The sequence below is a fragment of the Psychrobacter frigidicola genome, assembly GCF_007997305.1.
Lineage (GTDB): Bacteria > Pseudomonadota > Gammaproteobacteria > Pseudomonadales > Moraxellaceae > Psychrobacter > Psychrobacter frigidicola.
Genome location: NZ_VORZ01000003.1, coordinates 106,937 through 130,684 on the forward strand (window position 1 = coordinate 106,937; position 23,748 = coordinate 130,684).

Sequence of the window (23,748 nt, forward strand, 5' to 3'; positions counted from 1 at the left end):
CAAAACGAAACAATAGTAGAAAAACACCCTAGTATACTGAATATAGTTACATGTTAGACGCTGACAACCACTAATCACGATAGCAATTTGACATGACCGCGTGGATTAACGATAAACGAGTTAGGATAATCCTATGAAGAACCAGCCCAATGAAATGGTGACGCTTGAGTGGTTGTTGCCACTATTCAATGAGCAATTATCGCAGTTGTCTGATGGCTGGCAAGTAGACGCTGATTCTATCGACGCCCCTGTTGATTTTGAAGTAATGAGCCAGCAGTATCATCAACTTAACGGCGCTTTAGTCATAGCTAACTTACCGCGTTTGGCCGATTTAGCTGCCAAACTAAGCTTATTAGCAGAAGTCGGCTATCGCGATGTGCTGAGCAGTGACCACTATCAAAAAGCTCAATTTGCCCATCAGCTGTTACAATTTGAGCTGACACAATATGTGCAGACCGGCAGTTACCGCGGCTCTTTAGTCATCAAAACCATTGACGTTCTCGCGCAAATCATTACAAAAATTACAATAACACCTGAGCAAATGAGCGCTTTAGACAGCCAAGATTCGCGTGTCTCTCACTCATCCAATGTCACGGTTCATCACTCTATTATATCCAACCAAGAAGTGTCAGTAGCCGTTCCTACGGTATCGTCAGTCATGACGCTACAAGCGCCACAATATCAGCAATTACTGACCGTTTGGCGGCAACAAGTACAGAAACTACTGATTGAAAATAATAATAAGCCGTCAATATTGTCACAACTTGAAAAAGTCAGTCATTATTTATGGCACAGTACCCGTCATATATTGCAACAGAAACTGTGGTATGTGACCGAGCTGTGGCTGAATAACTTGGCACAAAATGCGCATCCATTGCCTATATATTATGTTTCTTTATTAGCGAGATTAGAGCAAGTTATCGATGTTTATCGCTCGCAAGCTGAGCAAGATACGAGCTTACAAGCTCAACAAGATACGAGCTTACAAGCTCAACAAGATAGCAGTCAACCTGCTTCGATCTCAGAATTAGCAGACTTTAAATTTCTATCTTATACCATTTTAGCACCGCATTTACTTGAAGATCTGGTCGCAGATATTTACATTCAGTTGAGCGGACTGACGCATATCAGTGCGCAAGCGCAGGCATTGTTAAGCCATTTACCGCAGTCTACTGATGTGACATTGCTTTTTTTACCGCGTATTTTAAGCGAGATTGAGGCGGTCATTTTTGCCTTAGATAAGCCCGCCACTTTATTAGAACCGCTACAACAGATAAAAAGCCAGCTAAGTAGGCGTGGTTGGACGCTGTATGAGGCACAAGTCAGCCAAATTTTATCTGACTTAACCGATAGTGCGGACTCAGAGGTCGTTTTTGATCAAATGCAGTGGCAGATTGAGCGCCAACTGCAAGAATTATATAGTGCAATATATGATACTGAGCAGTCTATCCGTAACAAAATCGGTGAAGCGTCCTCTTTTGCGTCGAACAATACCGTTCCTACTTCTAAGCAAAATTCATCGCAAACAATAACCATCAAGCCGGCTAATGATGATTTACGTCAGCTGCGTATTGCTGTCGAAGATGTCAAACATCAGTTCAATGACTATGTGCAGCGTCAACAACCGTATTTGTTACCTCCCGCTGAAGCATTCGCTGAGATTGGCGGTGCTTTTGAGGATATGGGACTGTCCGATGTGCGGCACGTTACCGACAAGATTGGATCACTATTCGTTCAGCTTGAGACTAATGATATTAAAGGGCTAAGCTGGAATTTGACCCAAGCATTGGCGGATGGACTGTCCTCAATTGAGTTGTTATTAGATCATTTGGCGCAGCAGGTCTTTGACCAGCCGCTATTGGCGCAAGCCGATGTGCACATTAATAATGCAGAACAATTATTAATAGCGCTTATAAGTAACCCTTTTGATGACCGTAGCACTGACAAACCTGATATGGAGGTATCTTCTGATAGTGTGGTACGTTACGATGATGATGGTGAAATTGCTCCTGATATTGTAATCGACTCTACGGTCTTAACTACTAATGCTGTCGGCTCTGCTGTTATAGACACCGCGCTTGATAATAAAGATTCGTATAGCGACGATTTGCATAGTGACAAAGGTATATTAGATAACGTATCTATCGAAAGCTCGCTGCTCAAAGCAGCGCGAGCTCAAATACAGCCTGATAACTTTGAGGTCGATGAGGAAATACGCGACATCTTTATCGAAGAGGCCACCGAAGTTATTGGCGATATAGAAGATTTTTTGTCAATATGGGCACAAGATTCGCAAGACTTAACACCTTTAATGGAAGTACGTCGCGGCTTTCATACGCTTAAGCGTTCAGGGCGCATGGTTGGGGCCTTTAGCATCAGTGAGATGGCAGGGGCGATCGAGAATTTGTTAAATCGTATGCTAGATAAGACTTTATCCATTACGGATGAGGGGGTTGATCTTGTATTAAAAACGACCCAACACCTATCAGTTTTAATAGCAGATTTTACTGCCCAGCGGCTGCCCAGCAGTGATCCTGCCTTCACAGTTTTACAAAGCAACAATCTATTATTAGATCAACCGCTTAATTACGACATGAGCGCACCTGCATTGATGGTTATCGATGAAGCGCAACCTTCTGTAGAGGGTAGCGACAATAACCTTGATCACAATGTCCATGCTAATGTTAACGCTAATAGCACTTTTGAACATGACGCTCTTGCAGAAAACACTGCTAAGAATGATAGTGTGGAAAATATAACAAGTCAGGAAGACGGTAGTGGTACTCACGAACATAATATTGCCTCAATACAACCTGTAGATATACTCTTGTCAGAACTACAAGTACCCGCAGTACTTGCCCCCTTTATAGCAGCAGCTAATCCGTTGCCTGCTGATGCGCAAGATGCCGATCCTGATATCAAAGAGATATTTATTGAAGAAGCAAAAGAGGTATTAGCAGAAATTATCCCGCTATACTCACAGTGGAGGCAATCACCAGACACCTTAACTGTCCTACCAGATATCCGTCGTGGCTTTCACACGCTCAAAGGGTCAGGTCGTATGGTTGGCGCTTATTATACCGGCGAGCTGGCATGGGCAATCGAGGAAATGTTCAATCGTATTTTGGACCATTCTATCAAGGCAACAGCAGATATAATTCAGCTGCTTGGCGATGTATTCGCCGCCTATCCAGACTTGATAGATACGTTTGCAGATGATGAGGGTGACGCTACCCACAACAAAAACTATCCTACCATTGTAGTGTTGTGGGTTGCCTGTGCACAGGCCTATAGCAAGCAGCTTGGTGCTGAGTTTGACTATCCCAGTATACGTGCACAGTGGTTAGAACATGCGTCGTCCGAGCATATAAATAACCCTTCTGAGATGGCGGTAATAACAGTAGATGAGACTGCTACTGATAGCCATATAGATAGCACGCTACAAATCTTTCAAGCTGTCAATGAAGTGATGGCAGATGCCCCTACGGTGATAGCTATCCAAAGCCGTGAGGAGCAAGAGTTTTGCAAAATCTTTATTGATGAAGCGTATACATTATTACAAAACATCAATAATTTCGTGAGCGCCCATAAAGATGTCTCTCAAGTTGAAGTGAGCGATGAGATTGTCCGTGCATTTCATACCTTGCGTGCAGCCTCAGGGTACAGCGCCCTTAGCGTTATAAGTGATATTAGTGCCACGATAGAACAAAGCTTAGAGCAACTTCAGCAACAGGATATCCTGATGAGTTCTCAGCATCTGCAGGCACTCACGCAGTCGGCGGCGCTAATAGAGGACTATTTGGTGACTTATGAACAAAGCGTCCAGCAGCAAAGTCTAGCGGTAGATAATAAAAAAATAGAAGAGACGGATACAAAAAGTCAGCGAGATTTAGTATTACTACAAGCGATGCTAGGTGAGTTAGCGGGATCGGCCGTTACCGTTAATACTAAATTTAGTGTGGCGCAGCTCCTTGATGCCAATATTGATGGACTATTGGATGCAGATTGCAGATTACGAGCGACTTTAAGTCATTCTAATCTGGAGCAAACCCAAGCTTATTTACAAGAACAACGCGCACAGATTGCACGACTCTTAACACACACGTCAGTCTCTCCCAAATTTACCTTAATACTCAATATTCTAGATGATGCTTATCGCTATCTTGCTAAGTATCCTACTAGTGCTCATGATGAGCTTATACAAACGCGTTTGCTTGCTGGTCACGCGCAGCTAGTCGGCTTGTTTGATGCTTTAGCTGGCAGTATGTCCTTAAAAATCGATGCCCAAGTGATTGCTGACTTACAGGCACTGTCCACTCGTGATGCTGATACGAATAGTGATAATGTTGAAGTACACGATTCCATATCGACGAGTTCTGTCGAGACAATACAAGCTGACGAGCTACAACTTGAAGCCATTAATACCGATATTGAGCTGCTAGAGATTTTCTTAGAAGAGGCGCAAGAGTTGGACAGCGTTATAGCGCAAACATTCAGTAAGTGGCGCGCCGATATTAATAATACAGCGATATTGAAGATATTGCAGCGGCATCTGCACACCATTAAAGGTGGCGCGCGCATGGCGGGCATTCGCAGTATCGGCAATTTAACCCATGAAGCAGAAAACATTTATGAGGCTTTTGTTGAAGGGCGACTGCAGCCAACTCCCCAGTGGCTGACAGTCATGCAAATGGTGCAAGATACGTTGTCTTTGCAGATAGATTATGTCGTGCGCTATCAAGAGTCATTTTTTGCTCATGAGCTCATTGCTCAGCTACAGGAGTTTGAACAAGTTGATGCGCTGCCAGCGGTCATTACGCTAATATTACCCGCGCTACAAAACCATATGGTCGCTAATGGTGAGGAGACGGCAGCAGACGGTAATAACGCGATAGAGGCTGCTTCTGAGATTGTCAGTCTTGATAATCTCATAGCTCAATCATGGGCTGGTAGCTTACCTGATCCCGATATTTTAGAGGTGTTTTTAGAAGAGGCAGACGAGCTGATTGCTAATAGTAATAAGTATTTGCAGTTATTTTTGAGTAACATCAGTGATATTGTTGCTCTGCAAGCATTACAGCGTGATTTGCATACCCTCAAAGGTGGCGCACGCATGGTTGTTGCCAATGGCATCGCAGATTTGGCGCATGAAATGGAAACCGTCTACGAGGAGTTGGCTGTTCGCCGCCGGCCTGCGACTAAAATGATTGCGCAACTATTGACAGCTTGCCACGATTGGTTAGCAGACGCGGTGTTTGTTCTAAAACAACAACTTAACCCGCCGATTCCATCCGCACTAGTGAGTGCTTTACAGCAGTTTATTAAAAACCCAGACAGTTTAAAAAGCGTGCCTATTGAGTCATTACAAACGCAGCTTAATGCCATTTTTGCCGCGAAAACCAAACGCGAATCGGTGCGTGGGGTTGACAGTATTGCAGTGATGCCGCCAATGGCTGGTAGCTTTGCTGAGAAAGAACAAAATAGCAGCAACAATGAAATGATGCGTATTTCAGGTGGCTTAATTGAGCGCATGATTAACCTGTCAGGCGAGTCGGCTATTAACCGTGCACGTATTGATATGGGTATGAGCAGCCTGACTATGAGCATTGAGGAGATGGGCACGACAGTACAGCGTCTAGCAGACCAGCTGCGACGGATGGAGAACGAGCTTGAGCAGCAAATTTTATCGCAAATTGATGAAGAGTTGATTGCTAATGAAGACTTCGATCCGTTGGAGATGGATCAATACTCCTCATTAAATCAGCTGTCTAAATCTTTAACGGAATCGGCTTCTGACTTAATTGATATCAATAGTACCTTGTTAGAAAAAACCCGCGATAGCGAAAACTTATTGTTACAGCTGGCACGCACGCAGACTGAATTACAAGATGGGCTGATGAATTCGCGGATGGTGCCTTTTGCGCGTTTGGCCCCGCGTCTGGAGCGTATTGTACGGCAGACTGCCAATGAGCTTAATAAATCTGTAGAGCTTACGATTGTGAATGCCGATGATGAGATGGACAGAACCATTCTCGAGCGCATTACCTCACCGCTTGAGCACATGCTGCGAAATGCGGTAGATCACGGTATTGAAAGCCCGCAAATTCGTATGAATGCTGGCAAGAATCGCAGTGGTAATATTACCTTAGAGATTTTACGTGAGGGTAGTGAAGTGGTCATTAATTTGACTGATGATGGCCGTGGGATTGATGTCGACGCCGTCCGTCGTAAAGCTATCTCTCAGGGGTTGATTGATGCTAATGACAATAGTTTGTCTGAGCTTGATGTCATGCAATATATCTTTAGTGCCGGTCTGACCACCACCAAGCAAGTCACGCAAATCTCAGGCCGCGGAGTTGGGATGGATGTGGTCATCAGTGAAGTGCGGCAGTTAGGCGGTGTGGTATCAGTGACGTCTGAGGCCGGACAAGGATCGCGCTTTACGATGCGTGTGCCACTTACCGTTGCGGTATCCGATGCCTTAGTGGTGCGCGCCGCCGATCGCTACTATGCCATACCGTTGGTACAAATTGAGCGGGTAGTGCGTATTAACCCCGAAAAACTCTACGACTATTATCAGTCGGGTGAGGCCACGATGCGTATCGAAGAAGTAGATTATCGTGTTCGTTATTTGAATGATGTTTTAACGGGCAATAAGCTGAATGAACTCATGGTCAGCACTAACACTAGCTTACCGGTCATTATTGTTAAAAACCGCGCAGGACAAAGTCTAGCGTTACAGGTCGATCAAATTGCCGGCTCACGTATTGAAGTGGTAGTCAAACCGCTTGGCAAACAGCTGTCGCATCTAGCAGGTATTTCAGCGGCAACTATTATGGGCGATGGCTCAGTCATGCTGATTTTAGATTTGATTGCTTTATTGCGTAACGCACCTCTAGTGAAACAAATCCCTCAAATGGCGGGGCCTAAAGCTCGCGTTAATGCGCTGCAACTGGGTCAACACTCAACCGTATTGGTCGTTGATGACTCAGTAACCGTTCGCAAAGTGACCTCGCGTTTCTTAGAGCGGCAAGGTATCACTGCGGTAGTGGCAAAAGATGGCACAGATGCGCTTGAAATTTTACAAGAGCTCACACCTGACTTGATCCTATTGGATATTGAGATGCCGCGCATGGATGGGTTTGAAGTTGCGACCCAAGTCCGATTTGATAAGCGTTTACAGCAGATACCTATTATCATGATTACCTCAAGGACAGGCGAGAAGCATCGTGAGCGTGCGTTTGAGATTGGGGTGAATGATTATATGGGTAAACCTTTCCAAGAGAAGGAGTTGCTACGTAAAATTCAAGACTTACTTGGCACGAAAGTAAGCAGTACTCATGACGGATAATACCCGCCTCGCTCTATTACAAGATAAAGACAGTCGCGACATTACGGTGCTGGTCGTAGCAGAAAGCCAGCATCAGCGTTTGGCATTCAGTGAGACGGTGCGCAGTTGCGGCTTTACCTTAGTGGACAGTGTGTCACGTGCTCAGCTACAGCATCAGCGCCAGCAACCTCAGGTGGATATCTGGCTGGTCGATAGTGATTATGATGATCATGTTGCGACGGCCATTGCAGCCTCATATTCTAGTGCTGTATTAGTAGGTTTTAGCCAAGCGCCCTATCTTAATGAAGCACAGCATTATGGTAAATGGCAGCGCAAGCTCAAGCGCAAATTAGCCCATATTCTATCGATGCCGGCGTTAATGGCGTCACCCACTTATCATCGTCGCGCTGAACCTTGGCGCTTAGTAGTACTGTTGGGCGCTTCTATGGGCGGGCCTAGTGCGGTAAAAGCATTTTTGGATAACTTATCGCCTACGCTACCGATTTGTATTCTATTGGCGCATCATTTCAATCAAAGCATGTTAGAGACTTTACCGCGCATCCTCAACCGTCATAATGAATGGGGCTGTCAAGTCATCAGTACCACTCAAAGCTTACAATCAGGACACTGCTTGATTGTGCCCATTGACCGGCAGATTGTTTGTGACTCCGAAGGGCGGGTCATCCTATTAGAAAACGCGTGGACTGGGGATTATAAGCCAGCAATTGGACAATTACTCAAAAACGCTAGTGACGTCTACGGCAGTGAGCTTGTGAGTATCATATTTTCTGGGATGGGCTGTGATGGTTCACAATACTTAGGGACCATCCAAGATAATCACAGCCAGTTATGGGCACAAGATCCAAGTATAAGTACGTGTCCGAGTCAACCGCAAGCCATCATTGACTCAGGTTATTGCAATTTTATTGGCAGTCCCGAAGCCTTAGCCCAAAAGCTTACCGACTATGTTAATAAGATGAGCACTGATTTCTCTGAACCTTAATGTTTTATACTTCAATGTCTTAGACTTTAATATTTTTTGTTTTACTCTATGATGAGCGACCTATGAACCAAATTCGTAAACATACGTTTGAAGCAGTAAGCCTGCTCACCGCTGAAAATGGGATGCTTGATGTGACCCTCATTCCAGCCGTGAATCAGCCTGATTGGATTATCCCCAGCGGCCTGATTCTCAGCGTTGACAGTTATGATGAGCGTATTTGGACTTATTTATGGCAGCAACAAGAAGTTGCCGTATTTCATCTACTACCGCGTAATCAAACTCCTGATAAGCTTATTGTGTTAGAGGGCAATACTGCGGTGCATCGGCTGGCGTTACAGACTACAGGCGAGCTACGCCATTTAAAGGTTCGAATCTCTGATGTGAAAGATGCAGAATTACCCGAGCGTTATGTCAGTGTGGCTAGGAGCAATAGCGAGGACAATATGGTTAAAGATGACGGCTTTGACTTGTATCAACAAAACACCAGCGATGAGGTAGGTGCTGAAAATATTAAACAAAACATGGCTGAAGAGCACTTTAGAGAAAATGTCATCATCTCCTATTTATTTCAAACGATTACTATTGACGATATCCCTTATTTAGTGCCTGATTTAGATAAAATTGCCCATCAATTGGTAGATTTGGACAGTTAACGCAAAGTGTATTATTAGCAGTAATGAACAACGATAAAAAAGTAGCAGTAACAATTTGTTTATAAGTATTTTGTTAATACGTATTGTATCGAGATACAATACGGCGTTTAAATAGGCATCGCTAAGAAGGGGATTTATGAATAAAGGTAATGTCAGCGTGCAAAAATGGCCAGCTAGCAGCCGAGTGTTCCACTGGATTAGCGCATTATTATTACTAGTGACGTGGCTACTCATGCTAATGTATAGTTATGATGAGAGTAAGGTATATCTCGGTTTGCATAAAGCCTTTGGTATCAGTGTGTTGTTTTGGATGATTGCGCGAGTGATTAATCGGGTGTTTGTTAAAGCACCACCCTCAGTACCGATGCCTAAATGGCAGACCATAATAGCCCATCTAACCCACTTTGCTTTGTATGCTCTGCTGATTGCAATGCCAATCGCTGGACTGTTGATGTCGGTTTATGGCGGTCGTCCGGTAGATATGTTTGGCCTATTCCAAATACCAGTATTTGTGACCCCAGATCGCGGTATGGCACGTTTTTACAATGATGTTCATACTGAAATTATTTGGCCAATGATTATCGCCTTTACCGTGGCCCATATTGGTGCGGCGTTATACCATCAATTTATCAAAAAAGACAATTTAATGAAACGTATGTAAAAGTTGTTTATTAATATTAATTTTTTGAAAAAAACCGCTGATAAAAATACTGTTTTTGGCAAGATTTTGAATAATAAAAAAGCCCTACGTATCTTACGTAGGGCTTTTTTATTAAGAAGCTTATTTATAAACTTATTTTTTATGCTCAGGTAAGCTAATGTTCATCTCAAGCACATCAAGGGTATCTTCATGACGGTGGTTGATATTAACATCATCAATCTGGACACCATTGACGTATTTGTTAACCACTTCAAGTATTTCTCGTTTCATTTTTTCGATACGATCAGCCGTTAAACGATTGTTTAACCGGTTTTCAGTCGCTACAATAACTTTTAAACGTTCGGTTGCCATATTAGCACTACCAGCGCTACCAGCATCATCTGCACCGAATAAGTTGCTCCAAAACCCTTTTTTCTTGCTCATTATTAACCCCCAAACCAGCGCTGTAATAGACTCTTTTTCTTCACATCAATATGACGTAGTGGTCGCTCTTCCCCTAAGAAGCGGGCGACGATGTCGTCATAGCATTGACCAGCGACTGAGTCAGTATAATGAATAACTGGCTCACCATGGTTAGAAGCTTCAAGCACAGAATGACTCTCAGGAATAACGCCTAATAATGGTACTTTTAAGATATCGTTAGAGATGGTTTCAATACTCATCATCTCATTGGCTGCTGCACGTTCCGCATTGTAGCGAGTGATAATCAAATGCTCACGAATCGAGCCTTTGTCTTCTTCAACTTTTTTGGTGCGGCTTTGTAGAATACCAATGATACGATCAGAGTCACGTACTGATGAGATCTCAGGGTTAGTAACGATAATGGCCTCATCCGCATGATACATGGCAAGCTGCGCACCGCGCTCAATACCGGCTGGCGAATCACAGATGATATAGTCAAACTGCTTAGACAGCTCCTCCATAACCTCAGCAACGCCTTCGTCAGTTAACGCATCTTTATCACGTGTTTGGCTGGCAGGTAGGATGAATAGGTTCTCCAGCTGTTTGTCTTTAACCAAAGCTTGTGATAAGCGGGCATTACCGTTAATAACGTCAACGAAGTCGTAAACAATACGATTTTCACAGCCCATAATCAAATCTAGATTACGGAGGCCCACATCAAAATCGATAACCACTGTTTTATAGCCACGCAATGCCAAACCGGCGGCAAAAGAAGCACTGGTCGTGGTTTTGCCCACACCGCCTTTACCTGAAGTGATTACAACAATCTTTGCCACAATGGCACGCTCCTATTAATCAATGGGATGTCTGTTCAATAAAACAGCACGTTTGCTTATGAGATAACTACACTCTACGAGTGCAAGCCTAGCATATATATTCAAAAATTTATAGCAAGTCTGCATGAAACGATAAAAACTGATTAAAACAACCATTACATTATCGCGCTACTTATATTACTTCTTAGTTTCGCTGTTTTCATAAAAAAATGACCACATTGCTTTATGCTTGATCAATGACTCTAAATACTAAACCTTGACCTTCGACATAGGTTACTTGTACAGGCTTGTCAATCACCTCTTTCGGTAAGTTATCGCGTAAGCAATAAGTGCCAGCGACTGATACTAATGAAGGGTTAAAAATTTGGCAGAAGATACGCGCGTCTTTGTCGCCTGTTGCGCCTGCCACCAAACGACCTTGCGCACGCCCGTAGACATGCAGGTTATTATCGGTGATGGCTTCCGCACCACTATTGACGCTATTAGTTAATATTAAATCACCACCAACATGATTGATACTTTGACCAGAGCGCAGCATCTGATCATAAATCATACTCGTAATATGCTCAGCACTAATCAAAGTTTCTGCAGGCAGGGCGGTTGCGTCAATAGAGTCGTTGGCATTCAACGGCTCGACAGTATCATCAAGCGGTACTTCAGGGGCCGCACTAACCTCTGTTTGGGTGATCTGGGTGGCCGGTTTTTTACTGGGTAAAATGCGCTCAATACGCTTGCCATCCGCTGGGAATATTGCCAATCGTTGCGCCCGCGCTTGTTCCTCAAGTTCTCCTTTGAGCACACCGATCGGTTGCAGCCCCCAAGACCATAGCAAGTCTACTAATGCGGATAAATCTTGCATAATATCACTGTCAATAATGACTGGAATATTGCTGGTTTTATTACTGAGCATGCCTGCAAGTTGGGCATCAATGGCGGCGAGGTCGTCCGTATTGATTTGCAAGCGTGAAAAGGTCAGCATTTTGCCATAAAAGGTCATGGCAGAGGCAGTAGTTGGGGTCAATATATGGGTGTCTGTATCCAAAATCGTCATAATGTGAATCCTTAAAAGTCAGCTCTTAAAAGATAGCTATATCGCTGCAATCACGGCGTAATAAGTCACAGTCGTTATTATTAGTTGTGGGACTGTTGGTCGAGAAACTAGTCAGTTAAACAGTTTTTAGGCAAATATATTAGTGATGATCAATGTGCATACTGCCGCTTATATCTATTGATGAGCAGTGTACTATATCCATCCACGCTGTACTACTCAGTGTAATCCTACTACCTAACATTCCACCAACTATAATACTACTAACTATAAAGGGTACTGAATGTTGGCATGAAATTTAGGTACTATGAATTTCAGTTATTGCTGCCATTAAAACTTCAGTAGGTCTTGATTCTTCCATTGTTGGACTTTTATTTGTGCCTCAAATTCTGACAGACTGTCGGAGATAATAGTCGCTATCAGAGTTTCAAGCGCACTGTTATTGGTCTCGATATGAGAGATACCATGGGCAATAGCAATCATTAAGCTATCAATACGCTCAGAATCTAGCAAACGCTTATTAATTGAATGCACCACATTTTCACCAACATTGTGACCGATATGCAGCAATTGTGATTCAATCAAGCTGCCGGCAATCGGTATCATGCGCAAATAACGGCGCAGCTCAGGTGTATTCGCTAGCCCCTCTTGGATGGCGTTACCCACTTCACTGGCCAATAAATTCCCCGCCTCTGATTGTCCGTTGAACTTATGCAATTGCGGTGCGAGCTCTTGACGTAATAGCGATAGTAAGGTGGCCTCAATTTCATCGCGGTTGCGCGCGATAGTCGACTCAATTAAAGACTGTTGCGTTTTAGGGTCAGTAAGTTGCTGCCGATAGTTATGAATGGTGGTCAAAATAACGCGGTCTGACAGCTCTTCTAACAGCAAGTTAATATAAAACTTGATGCGATTCAGCCACGGCTGCGGTAATACTTGGTAGCCAAGTTGATACAAGCGCCGCCCAATGACCACTGCCCGAAATAAGCGTAAGGCGCGGAGTTGCGGAAAACAGCCTAATACTTCATACCAATGGATAAAGGGAAAGAAAAACCAGCGATAATAAATTTGCTGCTTAATGGCTACTGCCCAGCGTATTAATAGCTCAACAATTAATAGGATGGTAAAAAATCCACCCGCAGTACGTAATGGATCATGGATGACGGCTTGATACCAATTAAGCCCATCACTAATGGTCAACCAGCCTGCCACATTAGTACTAAAATTACTCATCAAAATGGCATCGATACTGATTAATAATAAATCAATACTAATCGCAATCATCATGACTATGTCATAGGTTAGCTTAAAGCGACTAGGTTGTGGACGATTGGTTTTTTGGTGGGAGTGAGGTGATGATTTCGTGGGCGGTGCATTGGATTGATTCGGTAATGGCTTGCGGTCTACAGGTGGCTTGGCAGCAGAAGAGGCGGACACAGTCATACCTTATGTTGAGTAGTGATATTGAGTAATAATATTAGATATTGAGTGAAATAAACCCAAGGCTTAAATAAAGAATAAGATTTGAAGGTCAGCATCACCATTATTATAAATGAAAAATAGTGAAGTGCGATGCTAGCGTTATCTTACGTGAACATCGCATTTGTGAGGCGTACCATTTATCGAAAAAGCCAATCGGAAAAATCATTTAATAAGTCGGCAATCTAATAAACTATTAAGCATCAAACTCAGCAAGTAGGGACTCAATAAGTTTATCCTTTTGCTGCCACGCCTGATCCAACCACTCAAACGTCTGCGCTTTGATGTCTTCACTTTCTTCATATTCGCCATTTTGAATAGCCGTAAATAGCGCTTTAGGCATCTCAATATAACGCACATCAACGCCTAAACGTTTGATATTACCTTTCCATAAATCGCTATAAGTGGGCACGCCGTCTGGATAGACAATCGTCATGTCCAAAATACCGTCAATCTCTGCCCCTAACGCATTAATAGCCAGCGCTAAGCCGCCTGCGCGTGGTTTAAGTAAATGGGGATAGGGAGATTTTTGCTTATCATGTTTGGCTTGGGTAAAGCGCGTGCCCTCTAAATAGTTTAGTAGGGTAAATGGCTTATCTTTCAGCAAGGCACAAGCACGTTTGGCCTCTTCAATATCCTTGCCTTTTAGCGCCGGATTTTTGGCGACGGCTTCTTTAGAATGGCGGCGCATCATAGGAAAATCTAAAAAATAAAAGGCTTGACCAATTACAGGAATATAAATCAGCTCAAACTTAGTAAAAAATCGGGTTAGTGGCAAGCGCTTTTCACTAATATATTGCACAATACTGGTATCAACCCACGATTGATGATTGCTAATGAGCAAGTATTTACCATCGGGATGTACATTATCCGGTAAGTTAATCCGCCAGTCTTTTTGTGGCAAAATATTATCAATCAACGCATTGTTGCTACTAATCCAACGATTGGTGACTTTAATCACGGTATCGTCTGCGACTTTTGAGCCAGTGACAGTTTTGGCTGCGCCCATCAGCCATATAGGGATACTAGCGACCACACTATTAGTCGCGATGACACCGGTCGCAGTAGCTAACGAGACAGCTTTACCCAATTTGGGCGCACGCTGATGCAGTTTTTGAATGGAAGAGGCCAGTCGCATATTAAATCCTTGTATATTAGTCCAAGTTATATCAATCCAAGCCGACAATTTTCAGCGGTATTTCAATGAGTGTTGAGCAAGATTTTTTTAAGCTGAAAATTCCTTTTATTCTTTTACTTTAAGACTTCTTTTGTATTAAAGTTACGGCTAAAAATTTACTCAGCTAATTTTAACAGAAATAAGGGAGAGTGTACGACTGTAACGTGACTGCCAATAGCAATATCTGAACACGTTTATATGCCTCGAAATATTACAGACTTGGTGCTTAGTAGAGAAGGTAAGTTTTTCGAAGGTATAAGGTGTAAGGTATCACGTACATATTATACATAGATGTGACAAAATATTACACAGAGATAGGTTGTGCTTGCGATAATAATGAAGAGCACAAACAATACCTAATAAGATATTTAAAAAGCACAATTTTCAATGTTAATTTAAGAGGAATATATTATGCGTAATCAATTAATGGTTTTAGCAGTGGCATCAGGTCTAGCACTTACTGGTTGTGCAACTGATCCAAATACCGGACAACAACGTTTGAATAAAACAGGTATCGGTGCATTAGCCGGTGCAGCTGGCGGGGCGGCCATCTCTAAAGCAACTGGCGGTAGCAAAACTGGTCGTGACGCTGCTATTGGTGCAGCATTAGGTACTGGCGTTGGTCTATATATGGAACGTCAAGCCAGACAGTTAGAGCAACAAATGGCTGGTAGTGGTGTAATCGTTACGCCAAATGCTAATGGTAATATTGACTTGGTTATGCCAGGTAACATTACCTTCTCGTTTGATAGCGCTAACTTAAGCTCAAACTTTAAGCCAACGCTTGATAAGCTTGCCTCTACGATGAATCAGTATAACCAAAACACAATTACTATCGCAGGTCATACGGACAGTAAAGGAACGGCGTCTTACAACCAGACTTTATCACGTGACCGTGCGTATTCAGTAGCCAATTACTTGACCCAACGTGGCGTAGCCTCTAACCGTATAAATGTTGTCGCTTATGGTCAATCACGTCCAATTGCCACCAATGATACTGAATATGGTCGTCAGCAAAATCGTCGTGTTGAGTTAACGGTTAATGCACCGAACAGCGTGCGTTAATTAGCGAATGAGCTTGTAGCTTAAAATTAGTATAAAAGTTTAGTTATAAAAAAGGTCGACGCTAAGTCGGCCTTTTTTTATTTGAAACTGTATTAGATCATTTAGTCCTTTTATAACTGATATTTTCATTAGAGTTTGAAGGTGTAAATTATCTTGTTATCATTAATTTAAGTTTGATAATCGTTATCAATAACATTATAATTTGCAACATTCCAAATACTGCTTCAATATTAAGCAATTTGTCGTCTTTTTACTTCAATAAATCCCATCGAGGACGTGTATGACTATCCCTACAGTGACGAACCGTAAGTTTTTACCAACTACAGTAGCGGCTGCATTGGCCGCGATGTTGATGGTAACGGGTTGCAGTAAGCAGGCCGATGATACCGCCACTGCTACCGATACGCAGACAGAAACAGCTGAAGTAAGTAATAAGCCCAAAACGTCAGCCGCTGAACAAGCACATATCGACCGCTTACTTCTCAGTTATTCAGATATGGCGCACGCGGCTTATAAAGATTCATTAGATACGGCCAAATTGCTACAAACGGCAGTGAATACTTATGTAGATATGCCAAACCAAGCCAATCTTGATGCCGCAAAAGCTGCTTATAAAGCAGCCCGTCAACCGTATGCTCAAACGGAGATTTTCCGTTTTGATGAAGGTTTTGTGACTACTAATGAGCAGCGTGCTATTGGTAGCATTGATGGCTGGGAAGCGCAGGTAAACGCATGGCCACTTGATGAGGCATTAATAGATTATGTCAGTGACAGCTATGAGGGCGAATATAATAGTAAAGACAATATCATCAATAGCGATAGTATTTCGGTCGGTAGTATAAAACAAGATACCAGTACCATCACGCCTGAGCTACTGGCTGAGATGAATGAGATTGGCGGTAGTGAAGCTAATGTCACCACCGGCTATCACGCCATCGAGTTTTTATTATGGGGTCAGGATACCAACGGTGTCGGTGAAGGTGCAGGCAATCGCCCGTTCAGTGATTATGTGGTGACAGATGGGCAATGTACCAGTGGTGAGACCGTCAATACTGATGCCAGTATTTGTACCCGCCGTGGTCAGTACCTAAAAGCGGTCACCCAACTATTGGTTGATGACTTAACCGCCATGGAAGCTGAATGGCAGCCGGACAGTGAAAACACACTTCGTAGTGATATGATGGCGCGTAAAGACAATAATGGTCTGCGCCAAATTTTATACCAAATGGGCAGCTTAGCGCTTGGCGAACTAGCCTCTGAGCGTATGCAGGTGGCATTCGTGACCGGTTCTACTGAAGACGAGCATGAGTGCTTTAGTGATTTGACTCATCTAAGCTATGCCAACAATGCTCGCGGCATCCAAAACGTCTTTAATGGCAGCTATAAAACAGTCGACGGTAAGTCAGTTGGCGGTTATGGTATCAAAAACTACTTAATAGATACTGACCATAAAGATGCGGCCGATAAACTCGCGGCTGACTTTAAAAAGGTAGAAGATGCTTTTAATGTTATCGTGGCTAAAGGCGAAAAAGAAGGTATCAAAGTGGATCAAATGATTGCCACCGTTGGTCAAGCAAGCAAGCATGGCATTTCTGCTGAAGAGCAAAATAAGCGCCGCGGCTGGATTGAAAGCGGTATCAATAGCTTGCAAGAGCTAACAGGTGGTATTGAAAATGCTGCCAGTGCAGTGGGTATTGATAATTTAGATGCTGATGCCGGTTCACAGTTTTAGGCTGATTTTGGCTACATATTTTTTAAATACAGTATGTTAGCGGCTATCTGAGACTTTTGTTTTTATTATCCATTGGCGCAAGCTTATCAGTAACTAATACTTGATGAGTTACCATTAGATAATGAGAACCATTTTCATAGTAATAAAATTTAGGTATAATATACACGTTGTCAATTTTGATTGGCAGCGTGTTTTTTTATGCCGTATTAAAATAGCCAGATAGACCAGTGCAAAGCTTGGATATGTCGACTAAACATGAATAACTTTGTAGCACGCGATTTTAATAGTTCTACATCAGAGCTAAGGTAATTTTATGAACGCTATGAACAACAAAAAATCGATGCTATCTGCGTCTCTTGGCACCCCTTCAATGCCACATTTGCATATTGCACCGTTCAAGCTTGCACTTAGTCTTCTGTGTGTGTTGTCAGTTAGTGCTTGTCAGCCGACCGATAGCGTGTCCGATGATGAAAGCAAAGCTGATAGTCGGTCGCAAGCAGTATCTGCCGAGCGTACGCAAATGATAGAGGCGCTAGCGGGCGTGTCTATGCAGCAGCTGGTTACTTTTGATCCGCAAGAAATTAAGCAAGGCGGCGATACCGGTATTACCATTACCAGTAGCGAGAGTTATTCTAAACCGTCATCGAATTTGCCCGCCTCTCGTAAAGGCAGTTTTTTTATTGGCAATGCTTTTTTTAAGCAGCCGTGGGTGGTCGCATCTGCCAGTACCGATAGCCGTGATGGGCTTGGGGCACTGTTTAATGTGGCAGCGTGCCAATCGTGTCACGTCAAAGATGGTCGCGGTCATGCGCCTATGACTAGTGATTCTGATGCTGATAGTTTATTAATCCGTCTCGCGATGCCAGCGACGACTGACGAGCAACGTCAGCATCTACAAGACTCTTTAATTGAAAAAGTAGCCCATCCAATTTATGGTGGTCAGTTGCAAGACCGTGGTATCCAAGGTGTCCCTGCTGAAGCACGTATCGCGGTACAGTGGGCGGACAAGGTTGTCACCTTTGCTGATGGTCATATTGAGACGTTACGTGCGCCAACCTTTAACCTAACCAAACCTGGCTATGGCCCGTTCGATGATGAGTTAATGGTGTCACCGCGTATTGCATTGTCAATGATTGGGCTGGGCTTACTCGAGCAAATTCCTGATGCCGATATCAAAAAACAAGCCGTTAGTAATAATAAAAATGCGGATAAGAATGGCGGGCTTGTCCGTGGTAAATTTAACTTGGCGATGGACCCGCAAACGGGAAAAGTTGGGCTAGGTCGCTTTGGCTGGAAAGCGGGTCAAACCAAGCTTGTCACTCAAAATCAAAGTGCCTTTAACGAAGATATGGGGCTGACCTCAAATATTCGTCCTCATGAATCTTGTACTCCTGCGCAAACCGCTTGTCTAAAAGCCACAACCGGCGCTGATGAGCAAGGTAATGGTAAGCCGCCTGTTGAAGTCAGCGATGAGGTGGCTAAGTTTGTAGAGTTTTACACTCGTAATCTGTCCGTACCGCATAGACGTGATGCGGATAGTGTAGAAGTATTGGCGGGCAAAAAACGCTTTTATGATATGGGTTGCCAAAGTTGCCATACGCCAAGGTATCAGCTACCAACAACCGATGATGATCATCTTGAGCAGCATGGGCAAGTGATTTATCCATATACTGATTTACTGCTGCATGATATGGGTGATGACTTAGCGGATCGTACTATCGCTGGCAAGTTACCATCAAAAGCGGCGCAAGTTGAGTTTTTGGCCAACTCTTATGAGTGGCGTACGCCCGCGTTATGGGGGATTGGTCTGGCACAAACCGTTGATCCACAAGCGACATTTTTACATGATGGACGCGCTCGCACCCTAATGGAAGCGGTACTGTGGCATGGTGGCGAAGCAGGTAGGCAGAAGCAACAAGTATTGCAGCTTGATAAGCAAGGCCGCGCTGAGCTCAATGCCTTTTTAAAATCATTGTAATTGTAAGATAAAAGTTATTAATGCTAGCGACTGCAACTATCAATTGATATAAATATAAAGACCATACCGAGAGAATTATGAAGATAAATCATGCCTTAGCGATGGCATTATCCGCACTTAGTGCCGGACTGCTCATCAGTTGTGTGAAACCTGCGGATGATAATAAAGTCGCAGATAGTGACAGCCAAGCCGTTACTCAAGAGTCTGCTGCGTCAAATACCAGTAGTGATAGCGCTGCTAGCAGTGATAATACGGAACAAAATAGTGTTATTACCCCAGTCGATATTAGTGCCGAGACTGAAAAAACTTATCTAACCCATGTCGCCAATGACATCGTCATTCCTGCTTATGCAGACGTGGCTAAACAAAGTGATGTGCTGCATGATTTAGCGCAAAAGCATTGTCAGAAAGCCCCTGTCAGCGGTGCTGAACTAGACGCTCTACGCGCCCAGTGGTTGATACTCGCCCAAGCGTGGGCCGGTGCTGAGATGATTAATTTTGGCCCTGCCACTGAAAGTATGAGCAATTTATATATCAACTATTATCCTGATGAGCGCGGTTTGGTACATAGCGGCGTCGCTGACCTTATCGCTGCCAATCCTAATTTGACGCCGACCCAATTGGCGAATGAGAGTGCTATTGTGCAAGGTGTTCCAGGCTTAGAAGAAGCCCTATATGCCAATGAAAGCTTGGATGCAGGCCAGTGCGCTTATGTGTTAAGCGCTAGCAGTGCATTGAGCACCCGCCTAAAAGCTATTGAGAAAAATTGGCAGGATAATGCCACTACTTTGTTAGCTATTGATAAAACGGCAGATAGCGACCAAGGCTTAAACCAGTGGTTTAATTCTTTGTTATCATTGGTTGAGACCATGAAGTCTACCGCTATTGATCAACCGCTAGGACTGACTGGCAAAACCAAAGGTCATCTGCCAGCAGCCACCGCCGGTCAAAGCCGAGCGATGATCAATGCTAAGTTAGCAACCCTTAATACAGCGCTTACTGATCCCGTTTTGACGGCTATTTTGAGCAGCAATAACGAAAGTACGGTTGGTAATAACTTATCAACGGCATTGGCTGAGACCACCACTTTGCTTGCGCAAATGCCAGAAGATTTGGCCACGGCGGATAAAGCCAGCCAACAAGCATTGTATGATCACTTAACGAGTGTAACCCGCTTGATTAAGCGTCAGCTGATTCCGACTTTAGGTATTCGCGTGGGCTTCAATAGCACCGATGGCGATTAGATCGCGTTTATTAGGTGAGAGTTATTTAAGTGACAGTTCTTTAAGTGATAGTTATTAAAAGATAAATAGGCAGACAGCAGTTCTAGCAACGAGAGGTTTTAATACCATGAATAAGCGAGCTATAAATGAGCTGCTGTCTACCTCAGCGTTAACGGCGCTTGCCACCACAGTGGGCACAGCCGCATTGGTTGGTCTGCACCATTACTATCGTAAGCAGCGGCAACCAGACGCACGCCTGCAAGACTATTTAATGGGTATTAATATTCAGTTAACGTCGCTTGCATCCGCGCCGTTTATATCACACCAGTCAATATCTGCTACGCAGTTTGAGCGTCTACAATATGCTTATCAGCAAGCAACATCTGCATGGCAGCAGGCTTATCATGACGGTGCTAGAAATGCTGAATATAATGAGGGTCATATAGCTGATTTTTCTGCCTTACATACCACCACTATGCTGGCACGTCCGGTCTGCTGGGTGAGCGGGGTGGCGTCGATGCCGCACGTTGCTTCTTTGATTAATGGTGAAGAAAGCGCTAATGGCTTTGGTGTCGTTGGTATTGATGCCGATCGTCAAATCGTTTGGCAGACCACGATGCCTGAGCGCGTCCATGATATCGTGGTGCAACCGCTTAATAATGGTTTAAATAGTAGTCAAAGTGGCGAAGTTAATAAAGCTAATAAACACAGCCGCCGTGATGTCGTGGTGATGGGTCGGCGTCCAAGCGCTGATTTTTGGGTGTTAGATACCGCCACAGGACAGGTTCAGTTCGCTATCAAAGCGGCTACTGATCGGCATTTTTATGGTCATGCTTGTTATAGTTTAGATGGCAAACGGTTGTATGTGACTGAAAATGATACCGTCAGCTTGGCGGGTAAAATTGGTATTTATGAGGTTAATAACCGCTATCAAAAGGTAGCAGAATTTGACTCCCAAGGTATCGGTCCACATGAGCTCATTATGCATCCAGATGGTGAAACCCTCATCATCGCTAATGGTGGTATCAAAACGGAACAAGCCTCCCGCGAGGAGTTAAACTTAGACAGTATGCGTCCATCACTAGCGTATCTAAACCGTCATGATGGCACATTATTAGAACAAGTTACCCCTGAACACAATCAAATGAGCATTCGTCATCTGGCGATGCATGATGATGGTACAGTGATGATTGGCATTCAATTCCAAGGCGAGAAGCATATTAATGTGCCTTTGGTGTTGACCCATCAGCGCGGTGATAATGAGTTTAAACCCTTAATTATGCCCAACAATCAATGGCAGCGTTTCCATCAGTATATTGCCAGTGTTGCGGTAGATAGTCAGCATAATCTGTTATGCGTCACTACACCGATTGGGGGCTGCGCGGCACTGTATGATTTGAATACCCGTGAGCTGATTGGGCAGGTGCAATTGCCTGATTGTGCAGGGGCATCAGTGCTGGCCAGTAACAGTAGCAGTATCGCGCACGCAGGTTTTATCGTCAGTGACGGTCAAGGTCAATTGACCACTTTATGGCCAGGCTTATTAGAGACAGGCCTATTAGCGCTAGACAATGACAAGCAAGCTGAGCCTATTGTTAAAAACAGTTATCTGCATAGCCTGTCTTTTGACAATCATTTACAAGCGCTTTAATGATAAATAGTATGGACATAGATGATAATGCCACAAGGTTTTGCCCCGTCTTTATTAGAGTCTATAATCCAGCGGTTAGCAGCGGCAGGTATTGAGCTGCAAGTCACTAAAAAGCGTGTGAAGAATATTAACTTTCGCCTTAAACCTTATACCTTAATGGTCTCAGTGCCACTGTCTATTAGTACCAAAGAAATGGCACAAGTACTTGATAAGCGAGTCGCTTGGGCAATAGACAGTCATCCGCAAGTATTGGCTCAGTATGAGCGCAGACAGCAACACGGACAACTATCAACGCTTAATCCATCTTCAGTATTAGCGCCGGTTATGTTATGGGGCGAGCGACAATCTTTGACTTTAAATAATGATGAAACACTGATTTATTACCGCCAGCAGTTGTCTAAAGTCACGCCTGCTTTGTTTGATAAATGGCAACCTATCGTTGGGGCTGATGCCAATGAAGTGCGCATCAAAAAGATGCACAGTCGTTGGGGCAGCTGCAATACTCGCGCACGCCGAATTTGGCTGTCCGTCTATCTTCCGGCTTACCCGATTGAATGCACAGAATATGTGATTGTTCATGAGCTATGTCATCTGCATCATGCCAATCACAGTCGCGCATTTTGGCAAACGGTGGCAACTGCTATGCCAGAGTATCAGCAGTGGCACGATAGGCTGGTAGGTAAAACGGGACAATTGGATTAGAGTAAACCAATAACCGTTGCCAAGGGTCTCTCTAAGACTAATATGATAGAAATTATGCTATAACTGTGCGGTCGAAACAGTTTGTATTGTAAAGTTTATATCTATTATAGAGCCTCTATCATAAAAGGATATCATATGAGTAATGAGCAGCAAGCTGATTTTTGGCAGCAATGTTATGAGCAAGAAATCACTGGTTGGGATATGGGTACAGTATCGCCCGTACTAAAGGCTTATATTGACCAATTGCCTGAGTCTGCTAAACAGCAAGCAATTCTGGTGGCAGGCGCTGGTAATGCTTACGAAGTAGGTTATCTATATGAGCAAGGCTTTAGCAATGTAACTTTAGTTGATATTGCCCCAGCACCTATTCAAGCTTTTGCTAAACGCTATCCAAGCTTTCCAGCTGAGCATCTTATTTGCGCTGATTTTTTCACTTTATCAGCTGAGCAATATCAATTTGATTTAATACTAGAGCAGACCTTTTTTTGTGCAATAAATCCTGCGCGCCGTGATGATTACGTCAAACAAATGGCAAATTTGCTTAAGCCTACAGGAAAGTTAGTCGGGCTATTATTTGATACAGAGTTTCAGCGTGAAGGGCCACCATTTGGGGGTAGTGCAGACGAGTACCGTCAGCGTTTTGCACCGTATTTTGATATTGAAACCATGGAAGCTTGTAATAACTCAAATCCAGCACGTCAGGGTAGTGAGCTATTTATTAAGATGCAAAAACAAGGTTAGTATTAAATAGTTGAGATTAAATAATCAGGCTTCAATAAAAAAATAGTATTGAGCTGGTTGACCATCT

General features: G+C 43.6%; 16 protein-coding genes. 11 read left to right on the plus strand and 5 right to left on the minus strand.

Annotated elements, in window-relative coordinates; genetic code table 11:
• Nucleotides 1-133 precede the first annotated feature (133 nt).
• The 4 genes from ES754_RS09635 (at nt 134) to ES754_RS09650 (ending at nt 9,647) form a co-directional block, all read left to right on the plus strand.
• A complete protein-coding gene (locus tag ES754_RS09635) occupies nt 134-7,351 on the plus strand; it encodes an Hpt domain-containing protein (protein WP_147223984.1) in 7,218 nt (2,405 codons plus the stop codon).
• Nucleotides 7,341-8,333 (plus strand): chemotaxis protein CheB, encoded by a 993-nt coding sequence (locus ES754_RS09640; protein WP_147223985.1) that lies wholly within the window; start codon nt 7,341-7,343, stop codon nt 8,331-8,333. The genes ES754_RS09635 and ES754_RS09640 overlap by 11 nt, the downstream gene beginning before the upstream one ends.
• Before the next feature lie 62 nt (nt 8,334-8,395).
• The gene (locus tag ES754_RS09645) at nt 8,396-8,986 is read left to right on the plus strand and encodes a hypothetical protein (RefSeq protein ID WP_147223986.1); all 591 of its coding nucleotides are present in this window, start codon (nt 8,396-8,398) and stop codon (nt 8,984-8,986) included.
• Nucleotides 8,987-9,122: 136 nt separating this feature from the next.
• Entirely contained in the window at nt 9,123-9,647 is a 525-nt protein-coding gene (locus tag ES754_RS09650; RefSeq protein ID WP_147223987.1) for a cytochrome b, read from the plus strand.
• 132 nt (nt 9,648-9,779) lie between these two features.
• Here ES754_RS09650 and minE read toward each other — a convergent pair whose 3' ends face one another.
• From minE to ES754_RS09675, 5 genes are all read right to left on the minus strand, one after another.
• Nucleotides 9,780-10,070, minus strand: a complete 291-nt coding sequence (gene minE / locus ES754_RS09655) for a cell division topological specificity factor MinE (RefSeq protein ID WP_147223988.1) — start codon at nt 10,068-10,070, stop codon at nt 9,780-9,782.
• Nucleotides 10,071-10,072: 2 nt separating this feature from the next.
• Nucleotides 10,073-10,885: a septum site-determining protein MinD gene (minD, locus tag ES754_RS09660; RefSeq protein WP_147223989.1), complete on the minus strand. Its 813-nt coding sequence runs from the start codon at nt 10,883-10,885 to the stop codon at nt 10,073-10,075.
• 223 nt (nt 10,886-11,108) lie between these two features.
• Nucleotides 11,109-11,936 (minus strand): septum site-determining protein MinC, encoded by an 828-nt coding sequence (gene minC / locus ES754_RS09665; RefSeq protein ID WP_147223990.1) that lies wholly within the window; start codon nt 11,934-11,936, stop codon nt 11,109-11,111.
• Between the two features lie 327 nt (nt 11,937-12,263).
• A complete protein-coding gene (locus tag ES754_RS09670; protein ID WP_147223991.1) occupies nt 12,264-13,370 on the minus strand; it encodes a hypothetical protein in 1,107 nt (368 codons plus the stop codon).
• 238 nt (nt 13,371-13,608) lie between these two features.
• Nucleotides 13,609-14,550 (minus strand): acyltransferase, encoded by a 942-nt coding sequence (locus tag ES754_RS09675; protein ID WP_147223992.1) that lies wholly within the window; start codon nt 14,548-14,550, stop codon nt 13,609-13,611.
• 450 nt (nt 14,551-15,000) lie between these two features.
• Here ES754_RS09675 and ES754_RS09680 point away from each other — a divergent pair, with 450 nt between their 5' ends.
• The 7 genes from ES754_RS09680 (at nt 15,001) to ES754_RS09710 (ending at nt 23,681) form a co-directional block, all read left to right on the plus strand.
• On the plus strand, nt 15,001-15,654 hold the full coding sequence (locus ES754_RS09680; RefSeq protein ID WP_147223993.1) for a YiaD family glycine zipper/OmpA-like lipoprotein: 654 nt from the start codon (nt 15,001-15,003) through the stop codon (nt 15,652-15,654).
• Nucleotides 15,655-15,934: 280 nt separating this feature from the next.
• Nucleotides 15,935-17,386 carry an imelysin family protein gene (locus tag ES754_RS09685; protein WP_147223994.1) on the plus strand — a complete coding sequence of 484 codons (1,452 nt, stop codon included), beginning with the start codon at nt 15,935-15,937 and terminating at the stop codon, nt 17,384-17,386.
• 313 nt (nt 17,387-17,699) lie between these two features.
• Nucleotides 17,700-19,364 carry a di-heme oxidoreductase family protein gene (locus ES754_RS09690; protein WP_147223995.1) on the plus strand — a complete coding sequence of 555 codons (1,665 nt, stop codon included), beginning with the start codon at nt 17,700-17,702 and terminating at the stop codon, nt 19,362-19,364.
• Between the two features lie 77 nt (nt 19,365-19,441).
• Nucleotides 19,442-20,608 (plus strand): imelysin family protein, encoded by a 1,167-nt coding sequence (locus ES754_RS09695; RefSeq protein WP_147223996.1) that lies wholly within the window; start codon nt 19,442-19,444, stop codon nt 20,606-20,608.
• Nucleotides 20,609-20,714: 106 nt separating this feature from the next.
• Nucleotides 20,715-22,238, plus strand: a complete 1,524-nt coding sequence (locus ES754_RS09700; protein WP_147223997.1) for a DUF1513 domain-containing protein — start codon at nt 20,715-20,717, stop codon at nt 22,236-22,238.
• Between the two features lie 21 nt (nt 22,239-22,259).
• Nucleotides 22,260-22,940: a M48 family metallopeptidase gene (locus ES754_RS09705; protein ID WP_147223998.1), complete on the plus strand. Its 681-nt coding sequence runs from the start codon at nt 22,260-22,262 to the stop codon at nt 22,938-22,940.
• 135 nt (nt 22,941-23,075) lie between these two features.
• Entirely contained in the window at nt 23,076-23,681 is a 606-nt protein-coding gene (locus tag ES754_RS09710; RefSeq protein WP_147223999.1) for a methyltransferase domain-containing protein, read from the plus strand.
• Nucleotides 23,682-23,748 lie beyond the last annotated feature (67 nt).

Coding starts and splice junctions, on each gene's coding strand:
- ES754_RS09635 (WP_147223984.1), top strand. CDS start 134: ATGAAGAACCAGCCCAATGAAATGGTGACGCTTGAGTGGTTGTTGCCA.
- ES754_RS09640 (WP_147223985.1), top strand. CDS start 7,341: ATGACGGATAATACCCGCCTCGCTCTATTACAAGATAAAGACAGTCGC.
- ES754_RS09645 (WP_147223986.1), top strand. CDS start 8,396: ATGAACCAAATTCGTAAACATACGTTTGAAGCAGTAAGCCTGCTCACC.
- ES754_RS09650 (WP_147223987.1), top strand. CDS start 9,123: ATGAATAAAGGTAATGTCAGCGTGCAAAAATGGCCAGCTAGCAGCCGA.
- minE (WP_147223988.1), bottom strand. CDS start 10,070: ATGAGCAAGAAAAAAGGGTTTTGGAGCAACTTATTCGGTGCAGATGAT.
- minC (WP_147223990.1), bottom strand. CDS start 11,936: ATGACGATTTTGGATACAGACACCCATATATTGACCCCAACTACTGCC.
- ES754_RS09675 (WP_147223992.1), bottom strand. CDS start 14,550: ATGCGACTGGCCTCTTCCATTCAAAAACTGCATCAGCGTGCGCCCAAA.
- ES754_RS09680 (WP_147223993.1), top strand. CDS start 15,001: ATGCGTAATCAATTAATGGTTTTAGCAGTGGCATCAGGTCTAGCACTT.
- ES754_RS09685 (WP_147223994.1), top strand. CDS start 15,935: ATGACTATCCCTACAGTGACGAACCGTAAGTTTTTACCAACTACAGTA.
- ES754_RS09690 (WP_147223995.1), top strand. CDS start 17,700: ATGAACGCTATGAACAACAAAAAATCGATGCTATCTGCGTCTCTTGGC.
- ES754_RS09695 (WP_147223996.1), top strand. CDS start 19,442: ATGAAGATAAATCATGCCTTAGCGATGGCATTATCCGCACTTAGTGCC.
- ES754_RS09700 (WP_147223997.1), top strand. CDS start 20,715: ATGAATAAGCGAGCTATAAATGAGCTGCTGTCTACCTCAGCGTTAACG.
- ES754_RS09705 (WP_147223998.1), top strand. CDS start 22,260: ATGATAATGCCACAAGGTTTTGCCCCGTCTTTATTAGAGTCTATAATC.
- ES754_RS09710 (WP_147223999.1), top strand. CDS start 23,076: ATGAGTAATGAGCAGCAAGCTGATTTTTGGCAGCAATGTTATGAGCAA.